The organism is Streptomyces sp. NPDC102278, from assembly GCF_044766345.1.
In the GTDB taxonomy this organism is placed as follows: domain Bacteria; phylum Actinomycetota; class Actinomycetes; order Streptomycetales; family Streptomycetaceae; genus Streptomyces.
Window position 1 is genome coordinate 403,259 of the sequence record NZ_JBIWLV010000002.1, and the last position, 25,411, is coordinate 428,669.

At 74.1% G+C, this 25,411-nt stretch carries 21 protein-coding genes; 11 read left to right on the top strand and 10 right to left on the bottom strand.

Going from position 1 to position 25,411, the window contains the following annotated elements:
- Positions 1–65: 65 nt before the first annotated feature.
- From ACIRO3_RS06695 to ACIRO3_RS06730, 8 genes are all read left to right on the top strand, one after another.
- Positions 66–1,235 (top strand): AAA family ATPase, encoded by a 1,170-nt coding sequence (locus tag ACIRO3_RS06695; protein WP_404133260.1) that lies wholly within the window; start codon positions 66–68, stop codon positions 1,233–1,235.
- A gap of 2 nt (positions 1,236–1,237) precedes the next feature.
- Positions 1,238–4,846, top strand: a complete 3,609-nt coding sequence (locus ACIRO3_RS06700; RefSeq protein WP_404134097.1) for a DUF5682 family protein — start codon at positions 1,238–1,240, stop codon at positions 4,844–4,846.
- The gene (locus ACIRO3_RS06705; protein ID WP_404133262.1) at positions 4,843–6,750 is read left to right on the top strand and encodes a hypothetical protein; all 1,908 of its coding nucleotides are present in this window, start codon (positions 4,843–4,845) and stop codon (positions 6,748–6,750) included. Before ACIRO3_RS06700 ends, ACIRO3_RS06705 begins: the two co-directional genes overlap by 4 nt.
- A gap of 304 nt (positions 6,751–7,054) precedes the next feature.
- A complete protein-coding gene (locus ACIRO3_RS06710) occupies positions 7,055–7,795 on the top strand; it encodes a DUF1524 domain-containing protein (protein WP_404133266.1) in 741 nt (246 codons plus the stop codon).
- Positions 7,792–8,079 (top strand): hypothetical protein, encoded by a 288-nt coding sequence (locus ACIRO3_RS06715; RefSeq protein WP_366149209.1) that lies wholly within the window; start codon positions 7,792–7,794, stop codon positions 8,077–8,079. Before ACIRO3_RS06710 ends, ACIRO3_RS06715 begins: the two co-directional genes overlap by 4 nt.
- A 200-nt stretch (positions 8,080–8,279) precedes the next feature.
- A complete protein-coding gene (locus ACIRO3_RS06720) occupies positions 8,280–8,471 on the top strand; it encodes a DUF5302 domain-containing protein (RefSeq protein ID WP_053680668.1) in 192 nt (63 codons plus the stop codon).
- Positions 8,472–8,675: 204 nt separating this feature from the next.
- Complete coding sequence (locus tag ACIRO3_RS06725; RefSeq protein WP_351750982.1) at positions 8,676–9,086, top strand: rodlin; 411 nt, start codon at positions 8,676–8,678, stop codon at positions 9,084–9,086.
- A 207-nt stretch (positions 9,087–9,293) separates the two neighbouring features.
- Complete coding sequence (locus ACIRO3_RS06730) at positions 9,294–10,211, top strand: glycoside hydrolase family 19 protein (protein ID WP_404133270.1); 918 nt, start codon at positions 9,294–9,296, stop codon at positions 10,209–10,211.
- Here the strand turns inward: ACIRO3_RS06730 and ACIRO3_RS06735 are convergent.
- The 3 genes from ACIRO3_RS06735 to ACIRO3_RS06745 all read right to left on the bottom strand — a co-directional run bounded on the left by ACIRO3_RS06735 (position 10,201) and on the right by ACIRO3_RS06745 (position 16,175).
- Positions 10,201–12,975, bottom strand: a complete 2,775-nt coding sequence (locus ACIRO3_RS06735) for an AAA family ATPase (RefSeq protein ID WP_404133273.1) — start codon at positions 12,973–12,975, stop codon at positions 10,201–10,203. The two genes, ACIRO3_RS06730 and ACIRO3_RS06735, sit on opposite strands and share 11 nt — an antisense overlap.
- 281 nt (positions 12,976–13,256) lie before the next feature.
- Entirely contained in the window at positions 13,257–15,035 is a 1,779-nt protein-coding gene (locus ACIRO3_RS06740; RefSeq protein WP_404134099.1) for a S8 family peptidase, read from the bottom strand.
- A 405-nt stretch (positions 15,036–15,440) separates the two neighbouring features.
- Positions 15,441–16,175, bottom strand: a complete 735-nt coding sequence (locus ACIRO3_RS06745; protein WP_404133275.1) for a DUF1838 family protein — start codon at positions 16,173–16,175, stop codon at positions 15,441–15,443.
- 138 nt (positions 16,176–16,313) lie between these two features.
- Here ACIRO3_RS06745 and ACIRO3_RS06750 point away from each other — a divergent pair, with 138 nt between their 5' ends.
- From ACIRO3_RS06750 to ACIRO3_RS06760, 3 genes are all read left to right on the top strand, one after another.
- Positions 16,314–17,297, top strand: a complete 984-nt coding sequence (locus ACIRO3_RS06750; RefSeq protein ID WP_404133278.1) for a DUF1996 domain-containing protein — start codon at positions 16,314–16,316, stop codon at positions 17,295–17,297.
- A gap of 101 nt (positions 17,298–17,398) precedes the next feature.
- Complete coding sequence (locus ACIRO3_RS06755) at positions 17,399–18,001, top strand: sigma-70 family RNA polymerase sigma factor (protein WP_361776150.1); 603 nt, start codon at positions 17,399–17,401, stop codon at positions 17,999–18,001.
- Entirely contained in the window at positions 17,998–18,729 is a 732-nt protein-coding gene (locus ACIRO3_RS06760; RefSeq protein WP_361776147.1) for a zf-HC2 domain-containing protein, read from the top strand. Before ACIRO3_RS06755 ends, ACIRO3_RS06760 begins: the two co-directional genes overlap by 4 nt.
- A 407-nt stretch (positions 18,730–19,136) precedes the next feature.
- Here ACIRO3_RS06760 and ACIRO3_RS06765 read toward each other — a convergent pair whose 3' ends face one another.
- The 7 genes from ACIRO3_RS06765 to ACIRO3_RS06795 all read right to left on the bottom strand — a co-directional run bounded on the left by ACIRO3_RS06765 (position 19,137) and on the right by ACIRO3_RS06795 (position 25,399).
- Entirely contained in the window at positions 19,137–19,868 is a 732-nt protein-coding gene (locus ACIRO3_RS06765; RefSeq protein WP_267798230.1) for a hypothetical protein, read from the bottom strand.
- A gap of 98 nt (positions 19,869–19,966) precedes the next feature.
- Positions 19,967–21,202 carry a cytochrome P450 gene (locus ACIRO3_RS06770; protein WP_404133281.1) on the bottom strand — a complete coding sequence of 412 codons (1,236 nt, stop codon included), beginning with the start codon at positions 21,200–21,202 and terminating at the stop codon, positions 19,967–19,969.
- Complete coding sequence (locus ACIRO3_RS06775) at positions 21,199–22,437, bottom strand: cytochrome P450 (protein WP_361776140.1); 1,239 nt, start codon at positions 22,435–22,437, stop codon at positions 21,199–21,201. The genes ACIRO3_RS06770 and ACIRO3_RS06775 overlap by 4 nt, the downstream gene beginning before the upstream one ends.
- A complete protein-coding gene (locus ACIRO3_RS06780) occupies positions 22,434–23,063 on the bottom strand; it encodes an ATP/GTP-binding protein (RefSeq protein ID WP_361776137.1) in 630 nt (209 codons plus the stop codon). Before ACIRO3_RS06780 ends, ACIRO3_RS06775 begins: the two co-directional genes overlap by 4 nt.
- Positions 23,044–23,397 carry a DUF742 domain-containing protein gene (locus ACIRO3_RS06785; RefSeq protein WP_361776134.1) on the bottom strand — a complete coding sequence of 118 codons (354 nt, stop codon included), beginning with the start codon at positions 23,395–23,397 and terminating at the stop codon, positions 23,044–23,046. Before ACIRO3_RS06785 ends, ACIRO3_RS06780 begins: the two co-directional genes overlap by 20 nt.
- A complete protein-coding gene (locus tag ACIRO3_RS06790) occupies positions 23,394–23,795 on the bottom strand; it encodes a roadblock/LC7 domain-containing protein (protein ID WP_365996599.1) in 402 nt (133 codons plus the stop codon). Before ACIRO3_RS06790 ends, ACIRO3_RS06785 begins: the two co-directional genes overlap by 4 nt.
- Positions 23,792–25,399 (bottom strand): ATP-binding protein, encoded by a 1,608-nt coding sequence (locus ACIRO3_RS06795; RefSeq protein ID WP_404133286.1) that lies wholly within the window; start codon positions 25,397–25,399, stop codon positions 23,792–23,794. Before ACIRO3_RS06795 ends, ACIRO3_RS06790 begins: the two co-directional genes overlap by 4 nt.
- Positions 25,400–25,411: the final 12 nt, after the last annotated feature.

The following is a 25,411-nucleotide window of genomic DNA, read 5'->3' on the forward strand; positions in this document are numbered from 1 at the left end:
CCGCGCGGGGCCGTGCGGCACGCCGCGCCCCCGATCTCCTTTCCCGCACCACCCGGAGGATCCCCATGACCGTCACCGAACCGTCCGTCACCGAACCGTCCGCCCCCGCCCGGCAGGTCATGCCCGCGGAGGAGCGCCACGCCGTCGAACTCGCCTTCCTGGCCGCACACGACACCGGGCCGCGCCCGCCCGGCTGGGCCCTCACCCCGCGCGCCGTCGTCACGTTCGTCTGCGGCAGCGAAGGCGTCGAACTGACCCTGCCCAAGCGGCGTGCCGGTCTGCCGACCAAGTTGGCGATCGCGTCGAAGTTCGTCGGCGAACGCGCCCTGGTCGAACGGTGCGTGGTCACCCTCGCCGGCGAACGGGGGCTGCTGCTCACCGGCGAGCCCGGCACCGCCAAGTCGATGCTGTCCGAACTGCTCGCCGCGGCCGTGTCCGGCACCAGCGCCCTGACCGTGCAGGGCACCGCGGGGACCACCGAGGACGCCTTCCGGTACGGCTGGAACTACGCCCTGCTGCTGGCCCAGGGCCCCACCTCGCAGGCGCTGGTCGACTCCCCCGTGCTCGCCGCGATGCGCACGGGCCGGGTGGTGCGGGTCGAGGAGATCACCCGCTGCCTGCCGGAGGTACAGGACGCCCTGGTGTCGATCCTGTCCGACCGTCGGGTGAGCGTGCCCGAACTGACCTCGACCGAGGACGCGGTGGTGTCCGCGGCTCCCGGCTTCACGGTCATCGCCACCGCCAACCTCCGCGACCGCGGCGTCTCGGAGATGTCGGCGGCGTTGAAGCGGCGGTTCAACTTCGAGACGGTCGCGCCGATCGCGGACGCCGACGCCGAGGCCACGTTGATCCGCCGCCAGGCGGTCGCCGCGGTCCAGCGCGCCGGGGCCGCGTTCGGGGTGGACGACGCGGTGCTGGACGCCCTCGTCACCGTGTTCCGGGACCTGCGCTCGGGGCGCAGCGCCGAGGGCTGGGACGTGGAGCGGCCCGGCACCGTCATGTCCACCGCCGAGGCCGTGCAGGTGGCTGCCTCGCTGGGGGTGGCCGCCGCCTACCTGCCGGGCGGGGACGTCCTCGACCTGCTGCCCGGCCACCTGCTGGGTGTCGTGCGCAAGGACGACCCCGCCGACCACGGCCGGTTGCTGGGGTACTGGGACGGGCCGGTCCGCCGCCGGGCCGAGGACGGTTCGGCGATGTGGCGTCGGCTGTGGGACCTGCGCGGGAGCCTGCGGTGACGATGATCGATCCGAGGGACGCCGTGGAGGCGCTCGCCGCGTGCCGGGAGCCGTACCTGCTGGGGGTCCGGCATCACAGCCCGGCCCTGGCGGCGGTGGTGCCGGCGCTGCTGGACGACGCGGGCGCGGAGGTGCTCTGCGTGGAGCTGCCGGCCGAGTTCCAGTCGTGGTGGGGGTACGTGGCGGATCCCGAGACGGTGGCCCCGGTCGCGCTGGCCGGTCGGGGGCGGGACGGGCGCCTGGCGTTCTACCCGTTCGCCGACTTCTCCCCCGAACTGGCGGCGATCCGCTGGGCTCGGGAGCGCGGCGTGGAGGTGATCTGCTGTGACCTGCCGTTGGCCGACGACGGGTGGTCCCTTCCGGACGCTCCGTCGGGCCTGCGCCCGGTGGGCCCGGACCGGCCGGTACCGGAGTGGGGCACGCCCGTCGGGCCGGCGCCGGACGCCGTGGTCCCGTCGGGCGACGGACCGTCGACCCCGGCCCGGCGTACCTTCGCCGAGGCGCTCTCCGCGTCCGGCACCGGGCGCGAGGGCGACGACCTCTGGGACCGCGCGGTCGAGGTGCAGGCCCCGGGCTGCTCCGCCGAGGCCGTGCGCCGGGCGGCGCTCGGCGTGGGCTGGGCGCTGCGCGCGGACGCCGACGTGCCCGCGCGGGACCTGGCCCGCGAGGCGCACATGCGGGCCGTGATCGCCGCGGCCCGCGCCGGGGGGCGCCGGGTCGCCGCGCTGATCGGCGCCTTCCACGCGCCGGCCCTCCTCCCCACCGCCGGCGAGATCGCCGGCGGCGAGGAGACCGGCGCGTCGGGGGTGGGGGCCGGCGCGCGCTCCCGCGACGAGGCCGCGGTGTCCGCCGACGACGCCGTGGTGGCCTCGTTCGTGCCGTACTCCTTCGACCTGCTCGACTCCCGCTCCGGGTATCCGGCGGGCATCCGGGACCCGTTGTGGCAGCAGGCGGTGTTCGAGGCCGGCGGGGACCCGGTGCGGGTGCGCGACGCGGCCTCGGTCGTCGTGACCGGTGTCTGCCGCGAGCTGCGCCGGGCCGGGCACACCGCCGGTACCGGCGAGGCGGCGGAGACGCTTCGGCTCGCCTGTGACCTGGCGATGCTGCGCGGGCTGCCCGCGCCCGGGCGCGGGGAACTGCTGGAGGCGGTCATGACCGTCCTCGGCCAGGGCGAACCGATGGGCCGGGGGCGGGCGTTGGCCCGCGCGCTGGAGGCCGTACTGGTCGGGGCGGGTCGGGGCGGGATCACCCCGCACGCCCCCCGGTCGGGGCTCGGTCCCGCCGTCGAGGAGGAGCTGGCGGCGCTGCGGCTTCCGTCGCCCCGGGATCCGGCGCCCCGCGAGGTCCGGCTCGATCCGCTGCGTTCCGAGCTGGACGGCCGTCGCGAGGTCATGCTGCGGCGGCTGCTGGTGTGCGGCGCCGGGTACGGGGAGCCCGTCGCCGTGGCCGCCACCGGCGACGGCACCGCCCTCGGGAGCAAGTGGCGGCTGTCCTGGACCCCGTCCGTGCCGGCCCGGCTCGACCTGGCCGGGGTCCGCGGGGTGACCGCCGCCCAGGCGGCCGCCGGGACGCTGCGTGACATCGCGCGCCGCGCGGCCGACGAGGGGGGCCCGACCCCGGCGCAGATCCTGACCGGGCTGGGCGCGGCCGCGCGGTGCGATCTGCCCGCGCTGGTCGACGTACGGCTGGAGGAGGCCGCCGCGGTCCTGCCGGAGACCGCCGGCCTGGCCGAACTCCTGGAAGCCATGGACTTGTCGGAGGGGCTTGGCCGGGGCCACTTCCCCGGGACGTCGGACGGGGCACGGGTGCGCGCCGAAGCCCTCTCGGAGGAGTTGGTGGAGGCCTCCGTACGGTCCCTGCCCGGGCTCGCCGGCAGCGAGGACCCCGCCGACGCGGCCGCCCTGGTGGCCCTCGCGGACCGGGCCGCCGGCCGGCACCTGGGGCTGCGGCTGGACTCCGCCCTGGCCGAACTGGTCGCGTCCGCTTCCCCGTTGATGCAGGGCGCCGCCCTGGCCGTACGGGTCCTGTTGGACCTTGATCCGGCGGCCGGGCTCGGCGACCGGGCGGCGGGCTGGGTCGACGGCGCCGGCACTCCGGAAGCCCGGCGTGCCCTGACCCGCCGGCTGACCGGTCTGCTGACGGCGGCGGGCCCCCTGCTCGGCTCCTCCCCGACCGCCCTCACCCCCTTGCTGGACTGGGTGGACGCTCTCGCGGACGACCGGTTCCTGGATCGGCTGCCGGCGCTGCGCGGCGGCTTCGACGTCCTCTCCCCCGCCGCCCGCGACCGGCTGCTGGACACCGTCACCGAACGGCTCGGGGACCGCCCGGACCTCTCGCTCGACGCGCCGCCCGGCCTGCTCGCCCTCTGGGCGGCGGCGGACGCGGCGGGCCTCGCCGCCCTCAAGGGACTGCCGTTGCCCGCCGCGGACACCGATGCGCCCGACGTTGCGGAGGGGACGGCCGCGCCGCGGTCCGTCGACGCGGGGTCGCGGCGACTGTCCGCCGCCGACCGGTGGCGGCTGCTGCTCGGGCGGCAGTGCGACCGGCTGCCGCCCGGTGCGCGGGGCTACGCGCGGGCGCTCGACGAGCTGTACGGCGCCGGGCGCGGCGAGGGCTCCGCCGATCTGGACGACGGCCGCGGCGCGGGCGGGGGGCGGGAAGCCTCGTTCCCCACGGCCCGCGAGTGGTCCGAGGAGTTGGAGGCGCTGTTCGGCGCGGACGTGCGGGAGGAGGTGTTGGCCGACGCCGCGGACGCGGGCCGGGTCGACGTACTGGCCCAGTTGGATCCCGCCTCGGTACGTCCCTCGATGGAGCTGCTGACGTCGGTGCTGTCGCTGGCCGGTGGGATGCCCGAACAGCAACTGGCCCGGCTGCGGCCCCTGGTGCGCCGTCTGGTCGACGAACTCGCCCGGGAGCTGGCCACCCGGCTGCGCCCGACGCTCTCGGGGCTGGCGACGCCGCGCCCGACCCGCCGCCCCGGCGGGAAGCTGGACCTGGCCAGGACGCTGCGGGCCAACCTCGCGCACACGCGGCGGTCGGCCGACGGGCGGGTGGTGGTAGTCCCGGAGCGGCCCGTGTTCAGTACGCGGGCGAGCCGGGAGGCCGACTGGCGGCTGATCCTGGTGGTCGACGTGTCCGGCTCGATGGAGGCCTCGGTGGTCTGGTCGGCGTTGACGGCGGCCGTGCTGGGCGGGGTTCCCACCCTGTCCACCCACTTCCTGGCGTTCTCGACCCGGGTCGTCGACCTCACGGACCGCGTCAACGATCCGCTGTCGTTGTTGCTGGAGGTTCGGGTCGGCGGCGGTACGCACATCGCCGCCGGGCTCGCGCACGCCCGTTCGCTGATCACCGTTCCGAGCCGCACCCTGGTCGTCGTGGTGAGCGACTTCGAGGAGGGCGCGCCGCTCGGCGGGCTGCTCGGCGAGGTGCGGGCGCTGGCCGCTTCCGGCGCCCACCTGTTGGGTTGCGCCGCGCTCGACGACGCGGGCGCGCCCCGGTACTCGGTGGCGATCGCGCGGCAACTCGTCGCGGCCGGCATGCCGGTGGCCGCGCTCAGTCCCCTCGCCCTCGCCCGCTGGGTGGGCGAACGCCTCCGTGGAGATGTCCGTTGAGTACCGATCTGCTGCCGCCCGTCGCCCCCGAGGTCCTCGCGGAGGCGGTGGAGAACCTCACCGCACGGCTGCGCAAGAAGTTGGACGCGGCCACCGAGGCGTGCGCCTCGGGGGCGGTCGCCGGGCCGGACGGGAGCGTCACCGTCCGGTTCGGCGAGGACGCCGTGGTGACCCTGCGCCCGGGCCCTTCGGGGGTGGTCACATCCGCCGACCAGGCCGTCTGCGGCTGCCTGCTGGCACCGCGCTGCCTGCATCGGGCCGCCGTGCTGGGGGCGGCGCCGCTCGCCGATCCGGAGCAGCTCGCGCCCGGGGAGCCGGCGGCCGACGCCGGCACGGATCCGGCCCGGGCGGGGACGCCGCCGCAGAGCGGTGTGGCGGTGGGGGCCGGTCCCGAGGCGCCCGCGGCGCACGGGGCCACGACGCCCGGGATCCCCACCGGGGGTCCGCCGCCGCCCGAGCCACCGACCGCCGCACAACTGCGCGCCGCGGCCGCGCTGTGGGAGGCGGCCGCCGCGGCACTGGCCGCCGGGGTCGCGGCCGGCGGGGCGGTGGTGCAGGCCGAGTTGCTGCGGGCCGCGCACACCGCCCGCCTCGCCGGGCTGCCGCGCGGCGAGGCCGCCGCGCTGCGTGTCGTACGGGGGCTGCGGGCGGCGCGGGAACGCAGCGCCGCCCAGCGGCTCGGCGCCCTCACCGAGGCCTTCCGGGAGCTGCTGCACGTCGCGGGACTGATGGCCTCCGGGACCGGCGGTCCCGCGCTGACGGGCTCGGGCCGCCGGGCCTACCAGGCGGGCGGGAGCCTGCGGGTGCACGGGCTGTGCCGCGAGCCGGTGTTGTCCGCCACCGGGTACGGCGGTGTGGTCACCCATCTGGTGGGCGCGGACGGCTCCCGTTACTCCGTGTCGGACGTCCGCCCCGGCGGGCTCGCCCGTGCCCGGGGCGCCGGGTCCGCCTCCGTGGCCCTGGGCGGTGCCGCCCTCGACCACGCCGGGCTGGCGCGCGGGGGCCTGCTCGTCGTCGGCGCGACGGTGTCCGCCGACGGGCGTCTGGGGGCGGGACGCGGGGTCAGGGCGACTCCGCTGCGCGGGATCGCCTGGACCGAGGAGCCCGCCGCCGCGCTGTTCGCCCGCCCGGCGGCGCAGGCGGTGGCCGGTCTGCTCGTCGACCCGGAGGGCGAACCCGAGCTGCTGGGGTGCGACGTACGGGTCGTCGGCGGGGCCGGTGAGCACCTGCTGGTACGGGAGCTGTCGTCCGACGGGACGGTGCGCGCGGACGCCCCCGTGCTCCGGCTGCGCCCGGCGCATCCGCATCCCGAGTTGCCGCACGCGGCCAACCTGCGCCGGCTGGCGGGGTGTCCGGGTCTGGCCGTCCGGGTGCTGGGCCGTCCGGATCCGGACCGGGCCGCCACCCTGGGCGCGCTGGCCGTCGGGCCGGTGCCGGGCGCGTCGTACACGTTGCGGTTGCCCGAGGAGTGGCTCGGCCGGGCCGACCTGGGGTACGACCGCCTCCAGGGTTCCCACCTCCCGGAAGGCGCGCCGGAGCTCCCGGAGGGTGGTCGCGACCCCCTCGCGGGTCCGGCCGGGCCCGACGCGGATCCGTTGGCCGAGTCCCCGCTGTGGCGGGTGCGCAGGCTCCTGGAGACCGGGGTGGCGGGCGGCCGCCGGGCCGTGGCGGAGGCGGCCAGGGGCCCGGAGCCGCTCGGCCTGCGCGGCCCGCTGCGTCGTTCCGGCTTCGGGGCGGCGGCGGATCTGGCCACCGCCCTGGCCGTCGAGGCGGACCGGCGCCCCCGGGACGCCTTCGGCCGCCTCGCCGACGCCTCGGCCGACCGCTACGCCTGGGCCTGGCTCGCCTCGGCCACCCACCTCGGCGCGGCGGAACGCTCGTTGGTGGCGGCCTCCTGGTCCTGACCGGGGTGCCTCCCGCGCGGGCTCCGGCGGCGCGGGAGGCGCCGGGGCCCGGCGGACGTGCGAGATCCGACACACCCGACGCCGACGGACCGAACACGGCGAAAGGCGATGAAGCACCCCGTACCGGCGCAACCGCGCGCCGGACACCCGCGGTTGCGCCGGACGCTCGCCCGGTCCGACGGACCGGTACGGGGCGGCTCCCTGACGGCCCGTGACACTCGGCCGCGACACGCACGGATCGGATGTCCGGGTATGGGTAGGCTCCCCCGGGACAGCGTGCGGGAGTTCGACTCGGGGTGGATTCATGGAACGTCAGACAGGGTCGCGCGCCCTCGTGGTGGCCGTCGCGCTGCTGCTCGGGGTGACCGGATGCAGCCAGACCGGCCCCGGCGGGACCGGCGACGGGAAGGGCGGCACGCGGGCGCCCGGCGCGTCCGCCTCGCCCTCCGCGCCGTCCGGGGGCGACGCGAAGCCGACTGCGGGCGACGTACTGCCCGGCATGGTCAGCGCGGCCGTCGCCCGGACGCAACTGGCCACGCTGAAGATCGGCAAGCCGGGCACGATGGCCGGCTACAGCCGCGCCAAGTTCACGCACTGGGCCGAGCAGGGCAACAAGTGCGACACCCGCGAGGCCGTCCTCAAGCGCGACGGCAAGGACGTCGCGCGGGACTCCGAGTGCCGCGCCTCGTCCGGCGCCTGGAAGAGCCTGTACGACGGGCTGGAGTTCAACGAGGCGTCGAAGCTGGACATCGACCACATGGTCCCGCTCGCCGAGGGCTGGCGCTCCGGCGCCGCCGGGTGGGACGCGGCCCGACGCAAGGCCTTCGCGAACGACCTGACCCGCCCCCAGCTGCTGGCGGTCTCGGCCGCGTCGAACCGGTCCAAGGGCGACCAGAGCCCGGACCTGTGGCAGCCGCCGGACAAGGCGAGCTGGTGCCAGTACGGACGCGCCTGGACCACCGTGAAGTCCCACTACGAGCTGACCGTCACCGAACCGGAGAAAGCCATGCTCACCACCATGATCGACACCTGCGCGGGCTCATGAGCGGGGCGGAGCGCAACGACGCGGCGCAGGAGTGGACGGACACGGTCGTGGCCGGCCCCGGCGGGGCCATGACCGACGAGGTCGGTGTGATCACGGGTGAGCTGACCCTCCGCACGGTCGCGGGGGCCGACGGCAAGATCCGGTTCGAGATCCAGTACCTGGACGCCGACGAGTGGTACACGCTCACGGGCGGCCCCCTCCCGCACGGGGACGCGCACGCGCTCCACCTCGCCGCCCTCGCGGCGGTCCGCGCCGGCGGCGGGGCCGAGGCCCCGTCCGCCTGAGCCCCCGGTCTCAAGGCGGTGACCTGGGCGGACGTCCCGGGTCACCGCGAGTCCGGCGGCCGCGGCGCGCCCGCCGGCCCCACCTTGGGGGGTTTCGGTCGCCCGCCCGCTCCCCTCGGATGCCTCTCACAGCGAACTCGCTGGTCAGGGGAACGGGCACCTGACAGACTGAAACGGCTCGATCACCCCAGGAGGACAAGATGGCAGACGAAACAGACACCCCGCAGAACGAGTCCCCGGCCGATGAGGCCAAGCGCAAGTTCCGGGAGGCCCTGGAGCGCAACGCCGCGAATGCCCAGTCCCAGCAGTCGCACCAGAGTCGGGCAAAGGTCCAGGGCTCCAGCAGCGGCCCCGGTGGCAAGAACAAGAAGGTCCGTCGCAAGACCGGCTGATCACGGACCGACCGCTGCCCCGCCGGGAGGTTCCACCCGGCGGCGTGGGCGGTGGCGGCGCCGACCGCGCGGACGGGCGGTCGCAGGGGCCCCCGGAAACGGATTGTTGGGCCGCATGGGTGACGGGCGATAACCACATGCCGTGAGGACAGTTGATCAGGGCGTCCCGCCGGGGACAGCCCACGCGACAGAAGGATCCTCACGATGCTCAAGAAGTTCATGGCCACCGCCGCGGTCACCGCCTCCGTCATCGGCGCAGGCGCCGTTGCGGCCACCCCGGCCATGGCGATCGGCAACGACAACGGCGTGAACACGGTCAACGGCAACAACGCCTCGCAGATCTACGGCAACCAGGAGACCGAAGGCGCCATGAGCCCGCAGCTCAGCGCCGTCCAGGGTTCGCTGAACAAGCTCTGCGTGGGCCTGCCCGCGAAGGTCAACGCCCAGTCGATCCTCGCCGCGATCAACGTCGGCGTCCAGGACATCAACGTCCTGTCGAACCCGCAGAACCAGCAGTGCGCGGAGAACTCCACCCAGGCGAAGGGCGACGAGTCCCTGTCGCACATCGTGGACAACATCCCGGTCCTCTCCGGGAACCTCTCCGCCGGCAGCTGAACCGGTCGACCCGAACCGGCGTGACGATCCCACTCGTCGCGCCGGTTCGGCGTTTCCGCGCGTGACCGGTACCGCGTTCCCACCGACCTGCACCGTGTTTCCACCGAAAGGTTTGGTCTAGACCTTGACAGGTCCAGACCACCTTCGGTTCAGTGGCGGTAGTTGTCGTCCCCACCCGGCAATTCCCCCCACTCTAGGAGCAGTTACGTGATACGCACGCTTCGTCGTCGTGCCCTCTCGCTCGCCGCGGCCGCCGCCGTGACCCTCGGCCTCGCCGTGGCCCTGCCCGCCTCGCCCGCCGCGGCCGCCCCCGCCTGCGCCGGTTCCTGGGCCTCCTCGGCGGTGTACACGGGCGGCATGAACGCCTCGTACAACGGACACAATTGGCAGGCCAAGTGGTGGACGCAGGGCGAGACGCCCGGCACCACCGGCCAGTGGGGGGTCTGGTCGGACCAGGGCGCCTGCGGTGGCGGCGGGGGTCAGGACCCGGACCCGGGGAACGGCACCGGGTTCGTCGTCAGCGAGGCCCAGTTCAACCAGATGTTCCCGAACCGGAACCCCTTCTACACCTACAACGGGCTGGTCGCGGCGCTCTCCGCGTACCCGGCCTTCGCCAACACCGGCGACGACACCGTCAAGCGGCGGGAGGCGGCCGCCTTCCTCGCCAACGTCTCGCACGAGACGGGCGGGCTCTTCTACATCGTCGAGCAGAACACCGCCAACTACCCGCACTACTGCGACGCCACGCAGCCCTACGGATGTCCGGCGGGCCAGGCCGCGTACTACGGGCGCGGCCCCATCCAGCTCAGCTGGAACTTCAACTACAAGGCGGCCGGTGACGCCCTGGGCATCAACCTCCTCGCCAACCCGTACCTCGTGGAGCAGGACCCGGCGGTGGCCATGAAGACGGCCCTTTGGTACTGGAACACCCAGAACGGGCCGGGCACGATGACCGCGCACGCCGCGATGGTCAACGGCGCGGGCTTCGGCGAGACGATCCGCTCCATCAACGGGGCCCTGGAGTGCAACGGCGGGAACCCGGGTCAGGTCCAGAGCCGGGTGAGCAAGTACCAGAGCTTCACCCAGCTGCTCGGTGTGACCCCGGGGAACAACCTCAGCTGCTGAGCCGGCCCGTCCGCAGGGCGGTGGCCAGCTGGGCACGGGAGCGCACGTCGAGCTTCTGGTAGATCCGGGTCAACCGGGCCTCCACCGTCTTGACGCTGAGGAACAGTTTCGCGGCCGCCTCCTGGTTGCTGGCACCCTGGCCGACGAGCAGGGCCAGTCGGGTCTCGGCCTCGGTCAGGGCCGCCGGCCCCGGGTGCCGGGCGGCGGCCGGGTCGGGGCCGGCCTCCCTGGCCAGGTCGAGCCAGGGCTTCGCGCCGGCCCGGTCGAACACCTCGGCCGCCTCCCCGAGGGCGGCGCGGGCGGGAGCGCGCCGCCGACGGCGCCGTTCGACGCGGGCCAGCGCGAGCAGGGTCCTGGCCCGTTCCAGCGGGAGCCCGAGGGCGCCGAACCGCCTCGCCGTGGCCTCCAGCAGCGCCACGGCGGCCTCCGCCTCGCCCTGCGCGGCCAGGCACAGGCCCCGGGCCCGGTCCAGGACGGTGATCACACCGGTGCGGCCGAGCGCGTCGGCGACCGTACGGGTCGAGTCCAGCAGGGCGGCGGCCTCCTCGGGGGCGTCGGCGGCGACGAGTGCCTCCGCGAGTTCCCCGTGCCAGCGCAGCACGGAGGGGTCCACCACCTGCTGGGCCTCCTCCAGCTCCGCCACCCTGCGCAGGGTGGCCACCGCCTTCGCGGCTTCCCCGGTGGCCAGTTCCACCGTCCCGAGGGCGTACAGGCCCCGGGACAGGAACACCTGGTCCTGTTCCTCCTCGGAGGCCTGGATGCCCCGTCGGGCGTAACCGACGGCGCGGGCGAAGCTGCCGGCGGTGGCCTCGGCCATCGCGGCGACGTACCAGGCGGGGCCGGGCGAGAGGCCGGCCTCGATGGTCAGCTCCAGGGCGCGGCGGGCGTGCGCGGCGCCCGCGGCGCAGTGCCCCCGGCGCAGCTCGACCTCGGAGAGGCTGCGCAGCACCTCGAAGACGTCCTCGGCGGAGCCGGTGCGTTGGACGGCGGGCAGCAGGACGAGGAGCCGGTCACGGGCGTCGTCGAGCCGGTCGTCGAAGAGGGCGTGTCGAACGGCCAGGTACTGCGGCGCGTTGCGCATGCCGAGCGGCACCTCGGGGGCGGGCAGGGCCAGTGCCTCGGCCAGGATGTCCTCGGCGTCGTGGTCTCCGAGGATGCGGCCCATGCGGGCCCGCACGGTCAGGGCCATGGCTTCGGCGACCTGGTCGCCGCCGAGGGCGGCGAGGGCGCCCGCCTCGGCGGCGGCGTCGCGGGAGCGGACGGGGTCCCCGTCGCTGAGGTTGTGCTTCCAGGCGATGCGCAGTTGGACGGCGGCGCGCAGCGAGGGGTCGCCGGCGGCGTCGGCCACGGCGTACGCGAAGGTCTCGTCGAGGTCGGCGAGGGCCTGCCCGGCGGCGTCGATCACGGCGAGTCGGGCCCGTACCCGGTCGGCGGGCGAGGCGTCGCGGGCGAGCACGGCGCGGGTGGCGCGGCGGGCGAGGTCGGCGCGGCCCGCCCATCCGGCGTCCTCGGCGGCGCAGACGAGTCGGGCCAGTTCGTCCCGGGGCAGGTCGGCGGGGGTGCGTTCGGCGGCGAGCAGGCCGAGTTCGGCGGCGAGGGCGCGTTGCCCCCGGTGCCGACAGGACGCGGCGGCGGCGGTGATCTCGGCGGCGAGGCGGGCGTCGGGGGCGTCGACGGCCAGCGCGCGGTGCCGTACGGCCTGGACGGGGTCGTCCACGGCGGTGGCGAGCGCGGCGTGTGCGGCGGCCCGCTCGGGCCAGCCCGCGTCGGCGGCCAGTGCCGTCGGGAGGGCGCCCGCGGTGAACCGCACCGCGCCGTCCTCCGCCACGGTGACCAGTGCGGCGCGTTCGGCCTCGGCGAGTTCCGCTTCCGCGTCGGGGCGGCCGGCCCGGCGCAACAGGGCGGTGGTGGGGCGGGCCGCGAGGGCGGCGAGCAGCAGGGTGCGGCGGGCCCGGGCGGGGGCTTCGGCGAGCAGCCGGCGGGCGACCTCGCGAGCCTGCCCCGAGACCGGCAGCGTGTCGGCGTGGTGGGCGCCTTGGTCGCGGGAGCCGGCGGCTTCGGCGAGGGAGTGCCCGAGGGCGAGGGCCAGGCGGGGGTTGCCGCCGCTGGCCTGGTGGATGCGGCCGGCGAGGCGGGCGGGCAGGCCGTGCCGGCAGAGGAGTTCGGCGACCTGCTCCGCGCCGAGCGGGGGAACGCGGATGGCGGGGGTGTCGGGGCCGCAGAGGGGTACGGCGACGGGCGCTCCGCCCTGTACGCATTCGGCCACGAGGACCCGGACGCCGGGCGGGGTGAGGCGCAGGGCGAACCGGAGCAGGTCGGTGCTCTCGTCGTCGAGCCACTGCGCGTTGTCGAGGACGAGCAGGACGGGTCCCGGGGCGGCCAGGGTCCGCAGGACCTCGACGACGGCGAGGCGCAGCGCGACGTGGTCGCGGCCGGCGCCGGGCTCGTCGGTCTCGCGCCGGAGCAGGGCGATGGCGGCGCGCCGGGGTCCGGCGAGCCGGTCCAGTACGGCCTGGGGCACGGAGGCGAGCAGGGCCGCGGCCGAGGCCTCGGGTATCCACTGGTCGGAGGGGTCCGGGGCGAGGTGGAGCACGCTCTCGCGGCGGCCCTCCGCCGCGGACACGACGGCCCTGACCACCTCCGTCTTGCCCGCGCCCGCCGGTCCGGTGAGGACGGCGCGGCCGTGCGTGGTCAGCGCGCGGTCCACGGCATCGATGAGTTCACCGTGTCCGACGGTCGTGTCAGCGTTCCCCGTCGCCGCCACGCACAGCCACCAGCCTTTCGCGCCCCTGCTCCGTGCCTTTCCTGTGAGACGCGACAATACGAGGTCAGCCGCCGGGCGGACCCTGTTTGTGACGCAGAAATCAGTCGGTGGACGGGAAAGCCCGGCGGACCTGCCGGTACGAGTGGTACCGGCAGGCCCGCTGGGTGTGGTTGGTCCGTACTATCGGCCCGTCAGGCAGGAGTTGGGGGGCTCCCGGCCGTTTCGGAGGCCGGCACGCGGACCGGGCGGCGTCCGGCTGGGGGACCGGGTGCCGGGCGGGGTCAGAAGCCGAGGCTCCAGGAGTTGACGTAGCCGGTGTCGGAGGCGGCCACGTCCTGCACCTTCAGCTGCCAGGTGCCGTTGGCGGGCAGGGCGGAGGCGTCGACGGTGTAGGTGGTGAGCAGGTTGGCGGTGCTGTCGTTCGAGGAGTTCTTCAGGCGCTTGACGGTGCCGTTCGGGGCGACCAGGTCGATGACGAGGTCACCGCGGTAGGTGTGCTTGATGTCGACCGAGACCTTGAGCGCGGCCGGGGCGTTGCCGGTGCGGCCGGAGACGGTGATCGAGGACGAGACGGCGCCGCCGTTGTCCGGGATCGCCACGTCGGTGGTGTTCTCGAAGGTCGGGGTGGTGGGGGTGGAGGTGACGGCGTTCACGGTCGCGGCCGCGTCGGCGAGGCCGGCGCCGCAGCCACCGGTGCAGGTGCCGGCGAGCGGGCGGGCGTTGGTCTTGATGGCCGTCTCGATCTGCGCCGGGGTCAGCGAGGGCTTGGCGGCGGCCAGCAGCGCGGCCAGACCCGCGACGTGCGGGGCGGCCATGCTGGTGCCCTGGTACGGCTTGTAGATCTCGGCGCCCGGGGTGGTGGCGCCGCCGTTGAGCGTGGAGAGGATGCCGTTCTCGGGGGTGGTGACGGTGCCGGGCGTGTCGGTGGCGCGGCGGGTCTCGCCGCCCGGGGCGGCGATGTCGATGATCGTGCCGAAGTTGGAGTAGAACGAGCGGTCGCCGGTGCGGTTGCTGGCGGCCACGTTGATCACGTTGCCGCAACTGGCGGGCGTGAAGCCGGCCGCGTCCGCGTTGCTGTTGCCGGCGGCGACCACGACGGTGGTGCCGCGGGAGACGGCCGCGTTGATGGCGTTCTGGTAGCTGGTGCCGCAGGTGCCCGAGCCGCCGAGGCTCATGTTGATGACCTTGGCCGGGGTGGCGTTCGCCGGGACGCCGGGGACGGAGCCGCCCGACGCCCAGGTGATGGCGTCGACGATGTCCGAGGTGGCGCCGCCGCACTTGCCGAGCACGCGGACGGGCTGGATCTTCGCGTTGTAGGCGATGCCCGCGACGCCCTTGGAGTTGTTCGTGGCCGCGGCGATGGTGCCCGCGACGTGGGTGCCGTGCCAGGAGGAGTCACTGGCCTTGGACCCGGTGCCGCACTCGCCGGCCCCGCTCCAGTCGCCCTGGTCGGCGGGGTTGTTGTCGCGGCCGTTGCCGTCGCGGGCGGCGGAGGAGCTGGTGATGAAGTCGTAGCCGGCGACGGTGTTGGACGCGACGTCGGAGTGGGCCACGTAACCGGTGTCGATCACGGCGACGGTGACGCCGGAGCCGGTGGTCTTGTCCCAGGCGGCGGGCACGTTCATGCCGGCGGTGGGCTCGAAGAGGTCCCACTGCTTGGCGTACTCGGTGTCGTTCGGGGTGGCCAGCGCGTAGGCGCGGGAGTCCGGCTCGACGTAGGCGACGTCGGGGTCGGCCCGGAACTGGGCGATCACGTCGGCGGCCGCGGTGGGCGCGGTGGCGCCTCCGAGGTTGACGAGCGCCGCGCCGGTGCCGAGGCGACGGTCGAAAGTCGCCTTCTTGCCGGCCTTCTTCCCCTTGGCGGCGGCGTCGTCGGCGGCGGCGGAGTTCGAACTGGCTTCGCTGGCAGTCGACTTGTATCCGACGATGAGGTTCTCGACCGGCGCCGCGCCGGGGGCACCGGCGGGGGCCGCGGCGGCCGGGAGGGTGGCGGCGGGGTCCGAGGTGCCGGTCAGGGCCACCGAAGCGGTGGCGGAGCCCGCCAGGAGGGTGACGGACATGGCCACCACGGATATGAGCCGACGTCTGCTTGCGTGCACGGTGTTCCCTTTCGCGGGCCGTTTCCGGGCAGGCCGGAGCGGCCGGTCTGAACTGTGTGGGAGGTGAACCGGCGGCCGCGGATCGGGGACGGGCTGGTCAGACCCGTCCCGGACACCGCGGCGCCGCGTCGCCCGGCCGCGACGGCGGGGCTGGGCGACGGCGGTGCGCCGACGATCGGCCCGGCCTGCGGACGGCTTCGCACCATGTGGGGTGGGTGCGGGGACCGTTCGAGGTGGGGAAGATCGCCGGTGGGCAGACAGTAGGCAACGCGGGGATGAACGCGATACGGGGAAAACCCTTGTCGGGCCCCTGCGCGGGGCCGAGGGTCCCGCGCCGTCCGAGGAGGGGCGGACTACCCGGGCGGGCTACGCGGGCGGGTTCAGCTTGCGGAAGTAGGTCCAGCTCGTCTCGTTCGGCTCGGTCCACTCCTCCGGGGCGTGCGCGTATCGCGGGTGGTGGGCGGCGATGTGGGCGCGGGTCCGTTCGGGGACCTCCGCGTAGGAGGCGAGCTTGCGGCCCCGGCAGTGGAAGGTGAGGCCGCCGGGGCGCTGCCCCTGTTCCATCCAGGGGAGCCACGGGGACATCCGGGTCCAGGACATGGTGGCGGGGACGCCGGGCGCGTTGGTGGTGAGGACGGACGCGGGGGCGAAGAACTGGAACAGTTCCAGCGCCCGGTAGGTGTCGTCGGCCGACTGGGCGGGGTACTGGTCGGCGGGCAGCGGCGAGGGGTAGGCCAAGGGGATCTCCAGGCTGAAGCAGACCTGGTCGCCGAGCTCGGTCATGGGGACCGGGAAGGGACGCCACTTCTGGTTGGCCGGATCGTTCCAGACGTGGACCACCGGTTTGCCCTGCCAGGTGTCCAGGATCTCGCGGCTCTGCGGGTCGAGGTAGAACGCGGCCTCGCGGGTGAGGAGTTGGTAGGCCCCCTCCTCCTCCTCGACGAGGCGGGCGACGTTGAGGCCCTCGAAGCCGAAGAGACGCCGGTACGGCTCCCCCGGCGCCCAGGAGTGGACGTCACCGGTCCACCAGAAGGTCACCTCCTCGCCGTCGAGCGAGGCGCGGGTGCGGGCGAGGGCCCGGAGGAGTTCCGTGGGAGTCATGAGGGGTACTCTGCGCGGTCCCGGTCCGCCCCGACAAGGACCCCGGGCCCGATCCGGCCGGGCCCCGGGGGCGTGGTGGGGACCACGGTACGGATGCCAGGTTGACGGGGGCGGTGGCCGGCGGCCACGGTGACCGCCATGGGGAACGAAAACCGCCTGCTCGTGCTGCTGGTCTGCCTGGTGTTGGGCGGCGGCCTGACCGCCGCCGCGCTCGGAGCCTCGCGGGCCGCCGGGCCGCGGGACGCCGGCGTGTCCGCGGCGGACTTCGTCGACCCGCGCGGCATGGCGCCCGCGCCGGCGCCGCCGGCGGCGGGCCCCGGGGCCTCCACCGGATCGGTGGTGGTCGATTGCGGACGCAACCGGGAACACCACTACAACGAGGACAACCTGGTCGTCTCGCCGGGCCTGCGCGCGGGCGCGCACCACACGCACGCCTACGTGGGAAACCTGTCCACGGACGCCATGTCCACCGACGCCTCCCTGGACGCCGCGCCCACGAGTTGTGCGGGCGGCGACCGGTCGACGTACTACTGGCCCGTGCTGCGCCGCACGGACCGCGCCGGCACGGACGGCCACGAGAGTTCCGCGGGGCACGGGAACGCCGGTGAGATCCTGCCGGAGACGACGGTGGGCGTGGAGTTCCGCGGCAACCCCGTGAGCGATGTCGTGCCGATGCCGCGGTTCCTGCGCGCGGTGACGGGCGACGCGGTCGCCCACACGGCGGCCGACGACGGCGACGTCCGGGCCCGTTGGGGCTGCTCCGGTTCGCCCGACCGGTCCACCACCCGCTATCCGCGCTGCCCGGCGGGCGAGCGACTGACGCGGACGCTGGTCTTCCCGAGCTGCTGGAACGGCCTGGACACCGAGAGCCCCGGGCACCGTTCGCACCTGGTGTTCCCGGCCGCCAACGGGGTGTGCCCGCAGGGCGCCTTCCCGGTGCCGGAGTTGCGCGTCTCGCTCGCCTACGAGGTGCCGGCGGGCGCGCCGATCGCGTTGGACTCCTTCCCGGAGCAGCGGCACAGCCCGAAGACGGACCACGCGATGTTCGTGAACGTGATGACCCAGGGTCGGATGCGGTCGGTCGTCGACTGCCTCAACACGGGGCGTACGTGCCGAATGTGACCCCCGGGGCAGCGCGAGTGACACAGGTCACATGAACCCGATCGCTCCGGCCGGCGTGTTCCGACCGCACCACGCGAAGCACGAAAGACGGAGAGGGTGAGATGGCCGGACCACTGTGGCCCCGCACTCGGCGGGGCTCGACCGATGAGGCACTGATCAAGTCGGTGTACGAGGAGCACGGCCACGCCCTGCTCGCGTACGCCACCCGGCTGACCGGGGACCGGGCGGCCGCCGAGGACGTGGTCCAGGAGACCCTGATACGGGCCTGGCGGCACTCCGAGGTCCTGGTCAACGGGAAGGGATCGGTGCGCGGCTGGCTGCTCACGGTGGCGCGCAACATCGTCACCGACCGGTTCCGGGCCAGGGCGGCGCGGCCGCCGGAGGTCTCCGGATCGGCGGCCGCTCCCCCGGTCGAGGCGGATCACGCCGATTCGGTCGTGAACGCGATGACCGTACTGGGAGCCCTCGACCAGCTGACTCCGGAACACCGGGACGTGCTGACGGAGTTGTACTACCGACAGCTCAGCGTCGCCGAGGCCGCCGATCGCCTCGGAATTCCGGCGGGAACGGTCAAATCACGCGCGCACTACGCCCTCAAGGCCCTGCGCGAAGCCTTCATGGACGGCACCAGGGACGGCAACAAGGACAGACGATCGGGCAGGCCGCCCCAGCAGCCCGGCGGATTGCGGGAGGTGGTGGCATGAACCGGCAGCGGCACGAGGAGGAACTGCTCGGCCCCTATGTTCTCGGCGTCCTGGACGAACAGGACGTGCGACGCGTCGAGGAGCACATCGGCGACTGCGTGCAGTGCCGGGAGGAGGTGACCGCGTTGCGCGACATGGAAGCCGCGCTCGGCGAGGTGCCCGAGGAGGCGTTCCTGGAAGGACCGCCCCAGGGCGGTGATCTGCTGCTGCAGCGCACGCTGCGGCAGGTGCGCAACGAGCGGGCCTCGGCGTCCCGGCGCCGTACGGGACTGGTCGGACTGGCCGCGGCGGCCTCGCTGGCAGCCGTGTTCTGGGCCGGGACCCAGACGGGCCCGGAGCAGGTGCAGGCGGTGCCTCCGGCGCCGTCCCCGAGCGTGTCGGCGACGCCGTCACCGCCGTTGCCCGGGACCCGGGTGGCCTCCGCCACGGACCGGTTCACGGGCGCGCGGATGACCGTACGGGTCACGCCGGCCCCCAAGTGGGTACGGGTGCACGCGGCCGTGGCGGACATCCCGGCGGGTGAGCGGTGCCGGTTGATCGTGGTCTCCCGCAACGGCAAGCGGACCATCGCGGGCGGTTGGGTCGTGGGTTCGGCGGAGCACGGCGAGGGCAAGGGGGCCGCGTTGGACGGCTCGGCGGCCGTGGACCCGGCGGACGTGAAGGAGATCCTGGTCGAGAACGAGTCGGGCAAGGCCTACGTGTCGGTACCCGTGCCCGCGAAGGCGTAGCGGGACGGGCACGCGTGACGGAGCCCGGGAGCATATCCAGCTCCCGGGCTCCTGCTTGCCACCCATTTGCGCACACCGGCGGCGTTTAAGGACCGCGGATCATTTTGAGATCGACGTGTTCTGCCTTTGAACTACAGCGCCACGGCAGAGGCGCCGGGGGGACTTGAACCCCCATCCGTCGATGATCGCCCGCGTCCGGTCGATCCGGTGTTCGGCGGCGAATACTGAGACTGGAGCGAGAATCTGAGATTCATGGGGCCGCCTCTACCGGCTTGGGCCACCCCCGCACGTGGTGCGGGGAGAGGGATTCGAACCCCCATCTGACACCCCGTGTTCAGCTTCGACATTCAGTTTCAGCTTGCGCTCTTCAGCGCACCCCCTCGCTCGCACGGGGGGCGTTCGGGAGGCTACCGGAAGAGGTAGCCGAACACCGCGTCACCGACCCGCTGGTCCGTGACGTCGGCGCTGTTGGCCTCCTCGCGGGCGAACTTGACCGCCTGCTGGATCTTCTCGACCCGGTCGAGGAGTTCGTTCACGCGCCGCGCGGGGAGGGCTCCGGAGAACTTCACGGTGGTCCAGTAGCCGACCGGGACGTCCTCGTAGTACACCTCGACCTGCGCGGGGTGCTTCTCCGTGGCCTCGGCCTTCACGTGGTTGCGCGGGACCTTCTTCGTGCGGATGGTGCGCACGGGGTCCGTCTTCCAGGAGTCCGTCGAGGGGTCCAGGTTCCAGGACTCCGACGCGTCCAGCACCGGGAGCTTGCGCACGAAGGTGTGCAGGTCCGTGAGTTGCTTCTCCAGGAACAGCAGGTACGGGACGGGGACCTGGGGCAGCAGCACCTGGCCGTCGACCACGACGTCCGCCGCCGCGGTGCGGTTCGCCCAGTCCTTGGTCGCCGTCACGTCGAACAGTCGCGTGAGGGTCCCGGCGGTCGCGCGCAGCACGTCCTCGGCCTTGAGCTGCACCCGGGTGGACTCGGGCGGCAGTTGCTCGCCCTCCTCGTCCTTGGGCTGGTACGTCCGCGAGATGCCGGCCATCAGGGCGGGCTTCTGGACGTCCTGGTGGGCTTGGGTCAGCTCTTGGAGCGACTTGGACTTGACGCCCTTTTCCACGGCGATTATCTGATTCAGCTTCGGCACGTGGTCAACCTAGCAGCGGCCCCGTCGCGCGCGCACCCGTGTTTCCCCGCCCCCGGGCGGTCGGGGGCGGGGCGTCGGGGGGCGTGTCGGGGCGCCGGTCAGGCCAGCCGGACCGGGAGGTCGAAGAGGTCGTTCTGGGTGAGGATCGGCTTGTTGCGGAGCTCCTCGGCCGCGACGGCGAGGCTCAGGTGGGGGAAGCGGGCGTACAGGGCCGGGAGGGCCACCAGGGCCTCCAACCGGGAGAGCGCCGCGCCGGGGCAGACGTGCGGCCCGTGGCCGAAGGAGATGTGTCGGTTGGGGGTGCGGGTGACGTCGAACAGGCCCGCCGTGTCGCCGTGTTGGGCCTCGTCACGACCGAGGGCGCCGAAGGAGACGATCAGTCCCTCGCCCTGGGGCAGGATCCGGTCGCCCACCTCGATGTCCTCGCTCGCGAAGCGGATCAGGACGTGCGAGGTGGGGGTGGACCAGCGCAGGGTCTCCTCGATGACGTTCTCCCAGGGCACCTCGCCCTTGAGGACGAGGGCACGCTGCTCGGGGTGGGTCTCCAGGGCGACGACGGCGTTGACGATCAGGCTGATCGTGGTCTCGTGGCCGGCGGCGACCATCAGCTGGAGGGTGTTGGTGATCTCCTCGGTGCTGAGGTGGTCGCCGTCCTCCGAGGCGGCGATCAGGGCGCTGGTGAGGTCGTCGCCGGGGTTCTCGCGCTTGGACTCGACGATGCGGGAGAAGAGGTCGCCGAGGTCCGCCATCATCCGGGGAACCTCCTCGGGCGGCGTCTGGGTGGAGAAGAACTTCTCGAACAGCGCCTTCAGCCGCGGGTGTTCGCCGGGCTCGACGCCCATCAGCTCACTGATGACGTTCATCGGGAGCGGGTAGGCGAACTCCGCCTTCAGGTCGACGGTCTCCCCCGGGGGAAGTGCGGCCAGCCGGTCGAGCATGCCCGTGGTGAGGGCCTCTATGCCGGCGCGGAGCCTGTCCACCCGGCGGACCGTGAGGGCCTGGGCGACCAGGGTGCGCAGCCGCCGGTGCTCCTCGCCGTCGACGGTCAGCATGGAACGGCCCGGGTTGGCGAGGCCGATCAGCGGCCAGTCCAGGGGGATCTCGCCGCGCTGCCAGGCCCCCCACACGTTGATGTCCTTGACCACTCTGGCGTCGGTGAGCAGTCTTCGGGCCTCGGCGTGGTGCGTGACGGCGTACACACCGACACCGCCGGGCAGGACGACGCGTACGAGGGGCCCGGCGGCGCGCAGTGCGGCGCTCTCGGCGGCGAGGTCGGTGACGAAGGGGTCGAGCGTGATGGCGGCGGGGCCGGCGTGGTCGATCGGGCACGTCATCGGAGGGCTCCAAGGGCGGGGGTCGGTGTGTAGGTCACGGGGAGTGCGGACAGTCCGCGCAGCCAGGGCGACGGGCGTCGGGCGAGCTCGGCCGCGGGTACGGCGAGGTCCACGTCGGGCAGCCGGTCGAGGAGCACCTCGATGCCGGTCCGCGCGATGGCCTCGGCGACCTCCTGGGCCGGGAAGGGGCAGCGGTGTTCCCCGTGGCCGAAGGAGAAGAAGGCGTTGTTGCCGCCGGTGAGGGCGCCCGCGTCGGTGCGTACGTGCGGGTCGGCGTTGGCGGCGGCCAGGCCCAGCAGGACCAGGTCGCCCGCCGCGATGCGCCGGCCTCCGAGGTGGGTGTCCCGGGAGGCCCAGCGGCCGGCCACGTTCTGGGTGGGGGTGTCCTCCCAGAGGACCTCGTTCATGGCTTCGCCGACGCTGTGCCGGCCGCCCGCGAGGGAGGCGGCGAACCGGTCGTCGGTGAGCATGAGGCGCAGGGTGTTTCCGATCCAGTCGGCGGTGGGCTGGTGGCCGGCGGCCATCATCACCATCAGGTCCTGGGCGACCTCGTCCACGGTGAAGCCGGCCTGGTTGGCGAGCATCCGGGAGGCCACGTCGGGGCCGGGCGCGGCGGACTTCTCGGCGAGCAGGGCGTACATGGACTCGCCCAGGTGGCGCTGGCCCTCCAGGGCCCCTTCCCGCCCGTTGATCATGTCGTTCATGGCGGTGACGAGGCCGGGGCCCTGCGCGTCGGAGAACCCGTAGACGCGGGCGAGGACACGCAGGGGCAGCAGCATCGCGTACTCGCCGACGATGTCGCACGCCCCCTTGCCGCAGAGCCGGTCGATCAGCTCGTCGGCGAACCGTTCGGCGTGGCCCTTGAGTTCGAAGGGGTCGACGGACTCCAGCGCGTCGGAGATCACGGCCGCGCGCTCGCGGTGGCGCTCGCCGACCGTGTAAAGGATGGAGGGCTGCTTGCGGCCGATCATCGGGAGCAGCGGCCAGTCGGCGGGGATGCGGTCCCACTGGTTCCACAGGTCGGAGTCCCGGGAGAAGAGCTGCGGGTCGCTGGTGACCTGGTGCAGTTCGCGGTAGCCGAGGACCAGCCAGGCCGGTACGTCGCCGTCGAGCACGACCGGTGCGACGGAGCCGTGGTCGCGCCGCATCTCGCGGTACAGCTCGACGGGGTCGGTCTGGAACCGGGGCCCGCCGAGGTAGACGGGCTGCGGCTCGGGGGCGTCGGGGCTGGTCACGGGGTGGGCTCCGGGGTCTTGGCCAGTACGGCCGTCTGAAGGTGTCGTACGAGGGAGATCAGGACCTGCTTGCTGGACTCGCGCGAGCGGGCGTCGCAGAACACCAGCGGCACCTCGTCCGGCAGGTCGAGGGCCTCTCTGATCTCCTCGGGGGTGTGGGCGGGGCCACCGAAGTCGTTGCAGGCCACCACGAAGGGCGTGCCGTGGTGTTCGAGCCGGTCGATGGCGTACCAGGAGTCCGCGAGCCGTCGGGTGTCGACGAGGACGACGGCGCCGAGGGTGCCGGAGAAGAGCCGGTCCCACAGGAACCAGAACCGTTCCTGGCCGGGGGCGCCGAACAGGTAGAGCACGTTGCGCGCGTCGAGGGTGATCCGGCCGAAGTCGAAGGCGACGGTGGTGGCCGTCTTGGCGGCGATGCCGGCGGTGTCGTCGACGGCCTCACCGGCCTTGGTCATCGTCTCCTCGGTGTTCAGCGGACGGATCTCGCTGACCGAGCGGACCATCGTGGTCTTGCCGACGCCGAATCCGCCGACGATGACGATCTTCAGGCCGTTGTCGGCGGTGCTGTCGAGGGTCTGGCGAGGCTGCCGCGGTTCGGGGGACGCGTCAGAGATTGCGGAGTCCAACGAGCACCTGCTCCAGGATGTCGAGGTCGGGAAGGCGGTACGTCGAACGGGGGTGCCGGGCGCTGATCCGCCCGGTGCCCAGCAGGTCGGCGAGCAGGATCCGGACGATGGACACCGGCAGGCCCAGCTCGGCGGCGATCTCCACGACGGCCGTCGGGTACGGGCACATCCGCAGGATGGCCGCGTGCTCCGACTGCATGCCGGGCACCGGATCGCATTCGGCGACGATCAGGGTCACCAGGTCGAAGGCGTCCGATCCGGAGCGGCTGCGGCCACCGGTGAGGGTGTAGAGCCGGTCCGGGGAGTCGTCCCGGCCCGGCCTGCTGCGGCTCATCCCCGGGGCCTGGCGATCAGATGCTCGCTCAACTGCTCCACCAGTTCGGACATGTTGTGGCCGACGAGTCCGGCGTCCGCGTCCTCGGCGGCGACGAGCGCGAGGTGGGCGCCCTCGCCGGCCTCGACGATGAAGAGGATGCCGCCGTAGAACTCGGTCATGGCGGACCGGACGCCGCCGGTGCCGTCGCCGAACTCGATGGACGCGCCGTGCGAGAGGCTCTGGATGCCGGCGGCGATCGCGGCGAGCTGGTCGGCCTGGTCGACGGACAGCTCGGGCGTGCGGCACAGCTTGAGGCCGTCGCGGGAGAGCACGAGGGCGTGGCGGGCGCCCGGGGTGCGTTCCAGGAGCCCTTCCAGGAGCCAGTTGAGCGTCTCGTCGGTGGTGGAGCCGGTCATTCCGTGTTGCCTTCCGGGTGCGGGGGGTTCTGTGCGGTCGACGGGGCCGCCGACGCGCCGCGCACGGCCTGTCGGAAGCTGCCGAAGCGGGCGGCCGATCGGGAGGCGCCGGTGGGCGCGGCCTTGGTGGTTGCCGGGCGGGCCTCGTCGGGGCCTTCGGGATGAGCGGCGGCGAGGGTCTTGCCGCGTCGCCGCCGGGGCAGTCCGTTGTCACCGGGGCTCGGGTGCCGGCCGGTGGACGCGGGGTCTTCCGGGTCGGGGTCTGCCGGGTCCGGGTCTGCCGGGTCGGCGGTGCGCACGGTGGCCGGGGTGCCGGTCTCGTGGTCCGTACGGTCCTTCGCGCGCCCGGCGTCCGTCGGTCCCTCGCCGGCGTCGTTCGGCGCGGGCCGGTCGTGCGTGTCGGGCGCGGGGGTGGACTTCGCGGGGGTGGACTTCGCGGGGGTCGGGGCCTGCTCGGCGGTGGGCGCGGGCGCGGCCTCGTTGCGGGTGTTGCTGATCAGGTCCTGGGGAAGCATCATCAGCGCGCCGGTGCCGCCGCGCGCGGAGGGCCGGAAGGACACCGTCAGCCCGTGCTTGCGGGCGAGGCGGCCGACGACGGCGAGCCCGAGGCGGGTTCCGGAGAGCCCGGCCAGGTCCAGCGACTCGGCGGTCACGGCCTGTTCGGCGCGGCGCAGTTGCACCTCGCTCATGACGAGGCCGCTGTCCTCGACGGTGATGATGATCCCCGCGGGCACCTCTTCCACGTAGACGTGGACCTCGGCGGTGGGCGGCGAGAAGTTCGCGGCGTTGTCGAGGAGTTCGGCAAGTGCGTGCATGACGCCCTCGGCCGCGTGTCCGGCGATGGCCGCGTCGCTGGTGGAGTGCAGGCGGACCCGCTGGTAGCCCCCGATCCGGCCCATGGCGCCGCGCAGGATCGACTCCATGACGATCGGTTTGGCCCAACGCCGCCCGGAGCGGGCTCCGGTGAGGACGGCGATCGAGTCGGCGAGGCGGCCGGCCTGCGCGGTGCGGTGGTCGAGGTGGAGGAGGTCGCCGAGGACGTCCTCGTCGGCGTGCCGGTGCTCCATGTCCCGCAGGTCGGCCAGCATTCCGGTGGCGAGCGCCTGCATGCGGCCCGCCGCGTTGGCGGCGGCGGCCATGGCGGCGGCCCGGCCGGACTCGGCACGTCGCAGGTCGGCGCCGAGCCGTTCGCGGGAGGCGAGTTGGGCGGCGGTGACTTCGTCGAGTTCGGCGCGGTGCGCGGCCGTCAGCCGTTCCAGTTCCGCGGCGTGGGCCTGGGTGACCCGACCGCGTTCGGCGGTGTGGGCGGCCGCGTCGCGGTTGGCGTCGGCGGTCAGCCGGGCGATGTGGCCGTCACGGGCGACGACTTCGGCGTTGAGGCCGGCGAGCCTGGCGCGCAGGAGTCGGGCGGTGCGGCTGTACCAGGTCACGGAGAACGCCGATACCGACAGCAGGAGCACACCGGTGACGGAGAACCAGGCGAGCGGTACGCGGACGGCGGTGGGGGCCGCGGCCACCGCCGCCGTGCAGAGCGTTCCCGATGCCGCCGCGGTGACGAGCAGGGCGAGCAGGGAGGGGCGCAGGGGAGAAGGCGACGCCGTCATCAATCAAAGCCT

Bases quoted from the DNA above. Each gene is read 5' to 3' on its own strand.
- ACIRO3_RS06695 (WP_404133260.1), top strand. From the start codon at position 66: ATGACCGTCACCGAACCGTCCGTCACCGAACCGTCCGCCCCCGCCCGG.
- ACIRO3_RS06700 (WP_404134097.1), top strand. From the start codon at position 1,238: ATGATCGATCCGAGGGACGCCGTGGAGGCGCTCGCCGCGTGCCGGGAG.
- ACIRO3_RS06710 (WP_404133266.1), top strand. From the start codon at position 7,055: ATGGAACGTCAGACAGGGTCGCGCGCCCTCGTGGTGGCCGTCGCGCTG.
- ACIRO3_RS06715 (WP_366149209.1), top strand. From the start codon at position 7,792: ATGAGCGGGGCGGAGCGCAACGACGCGGCGCAGGAGTGGACGGACACG.
- ACIRO3_RS06720 (WP_053680668.1), top strand. From the start codon at position 8,280: ATGGCAGACGAAACAGACACCCCGCAGAACGAGTCCCCGGCCGATGAG.
- ACIRO3_RS06725 (WP_351750982.1), top strand. From the start codon at position 8,676: ATGCTCAAGAAGTTCATGGCCACCGCCGCGGTCACCGCCTCCGTCATC.
- ACIRO3_RS06740 (WP_404134099.1), bottom strand. From the start codon at position 15,035: ATGTCCGTCACCCTCCTGGCGGGCTCCGCCACCGCTTCGGTGGCCCTG.
- ACIRO3_RS06745 (WP_404133275.1), bottom strand. From the start codon at position 16,175: ATGACTCCCACGGAACTCCTCCGGGCCCTCGCCCGCACCCGCGCCTCG.
- ACIRO3_RS06750 (WP_404133278.1), top strand. From the start codon at position 16,314: ATGGGGAACGAAAACCGCCTGCTCGTGCTGCTGGTCTGCCTGGTGTTG.
- ACIRO3_RS06755 (WP_361776150.1), top strand. From the start codon at position 17,399: ATGGCCGGACCACTGTGGCCCCGCACTCGGCGGGGCTCGACCGATGAG.
- ACIRO3_RS06760 (WP_361776147.1), top strand. From the start codon at position 17,998: ATGAACCGGCAGCGGCACGAGGAGGAACTGCTCGGCCCCTATGTTCTC.
- ACIRO3_RS06770 (WP_404133281.1), bottom strand. From the start codon at position 21,202: ATGACGTGCCCGATCGACCACGCCGGCCCCGCCGCCATCACGCTCGAC.
- ACIRO3_RS06785 (WP_361776134.1), bottom strand. From the start codon at position 23,397: ATGAGCCGCAGCAGGCCGGGCCGGGACGACTCCCCGGACCGGCTCTAC.
- ACIRO3_RS06790 (WP_365996599.1), bottom strand. From the start codon at position 23,795: ATGACCGGCTCCACCACCGACGAGACGCTCAACTGGCTCCTGGAAGGG.
- ACIRO3_RS06795 (WP_404133286.1), bottom strand. From the start codon at position 25,399: ATGACGGCGTCGCCTTCTCCCCTGCGCCCCTCCCTGCTCGCCCTGCTC.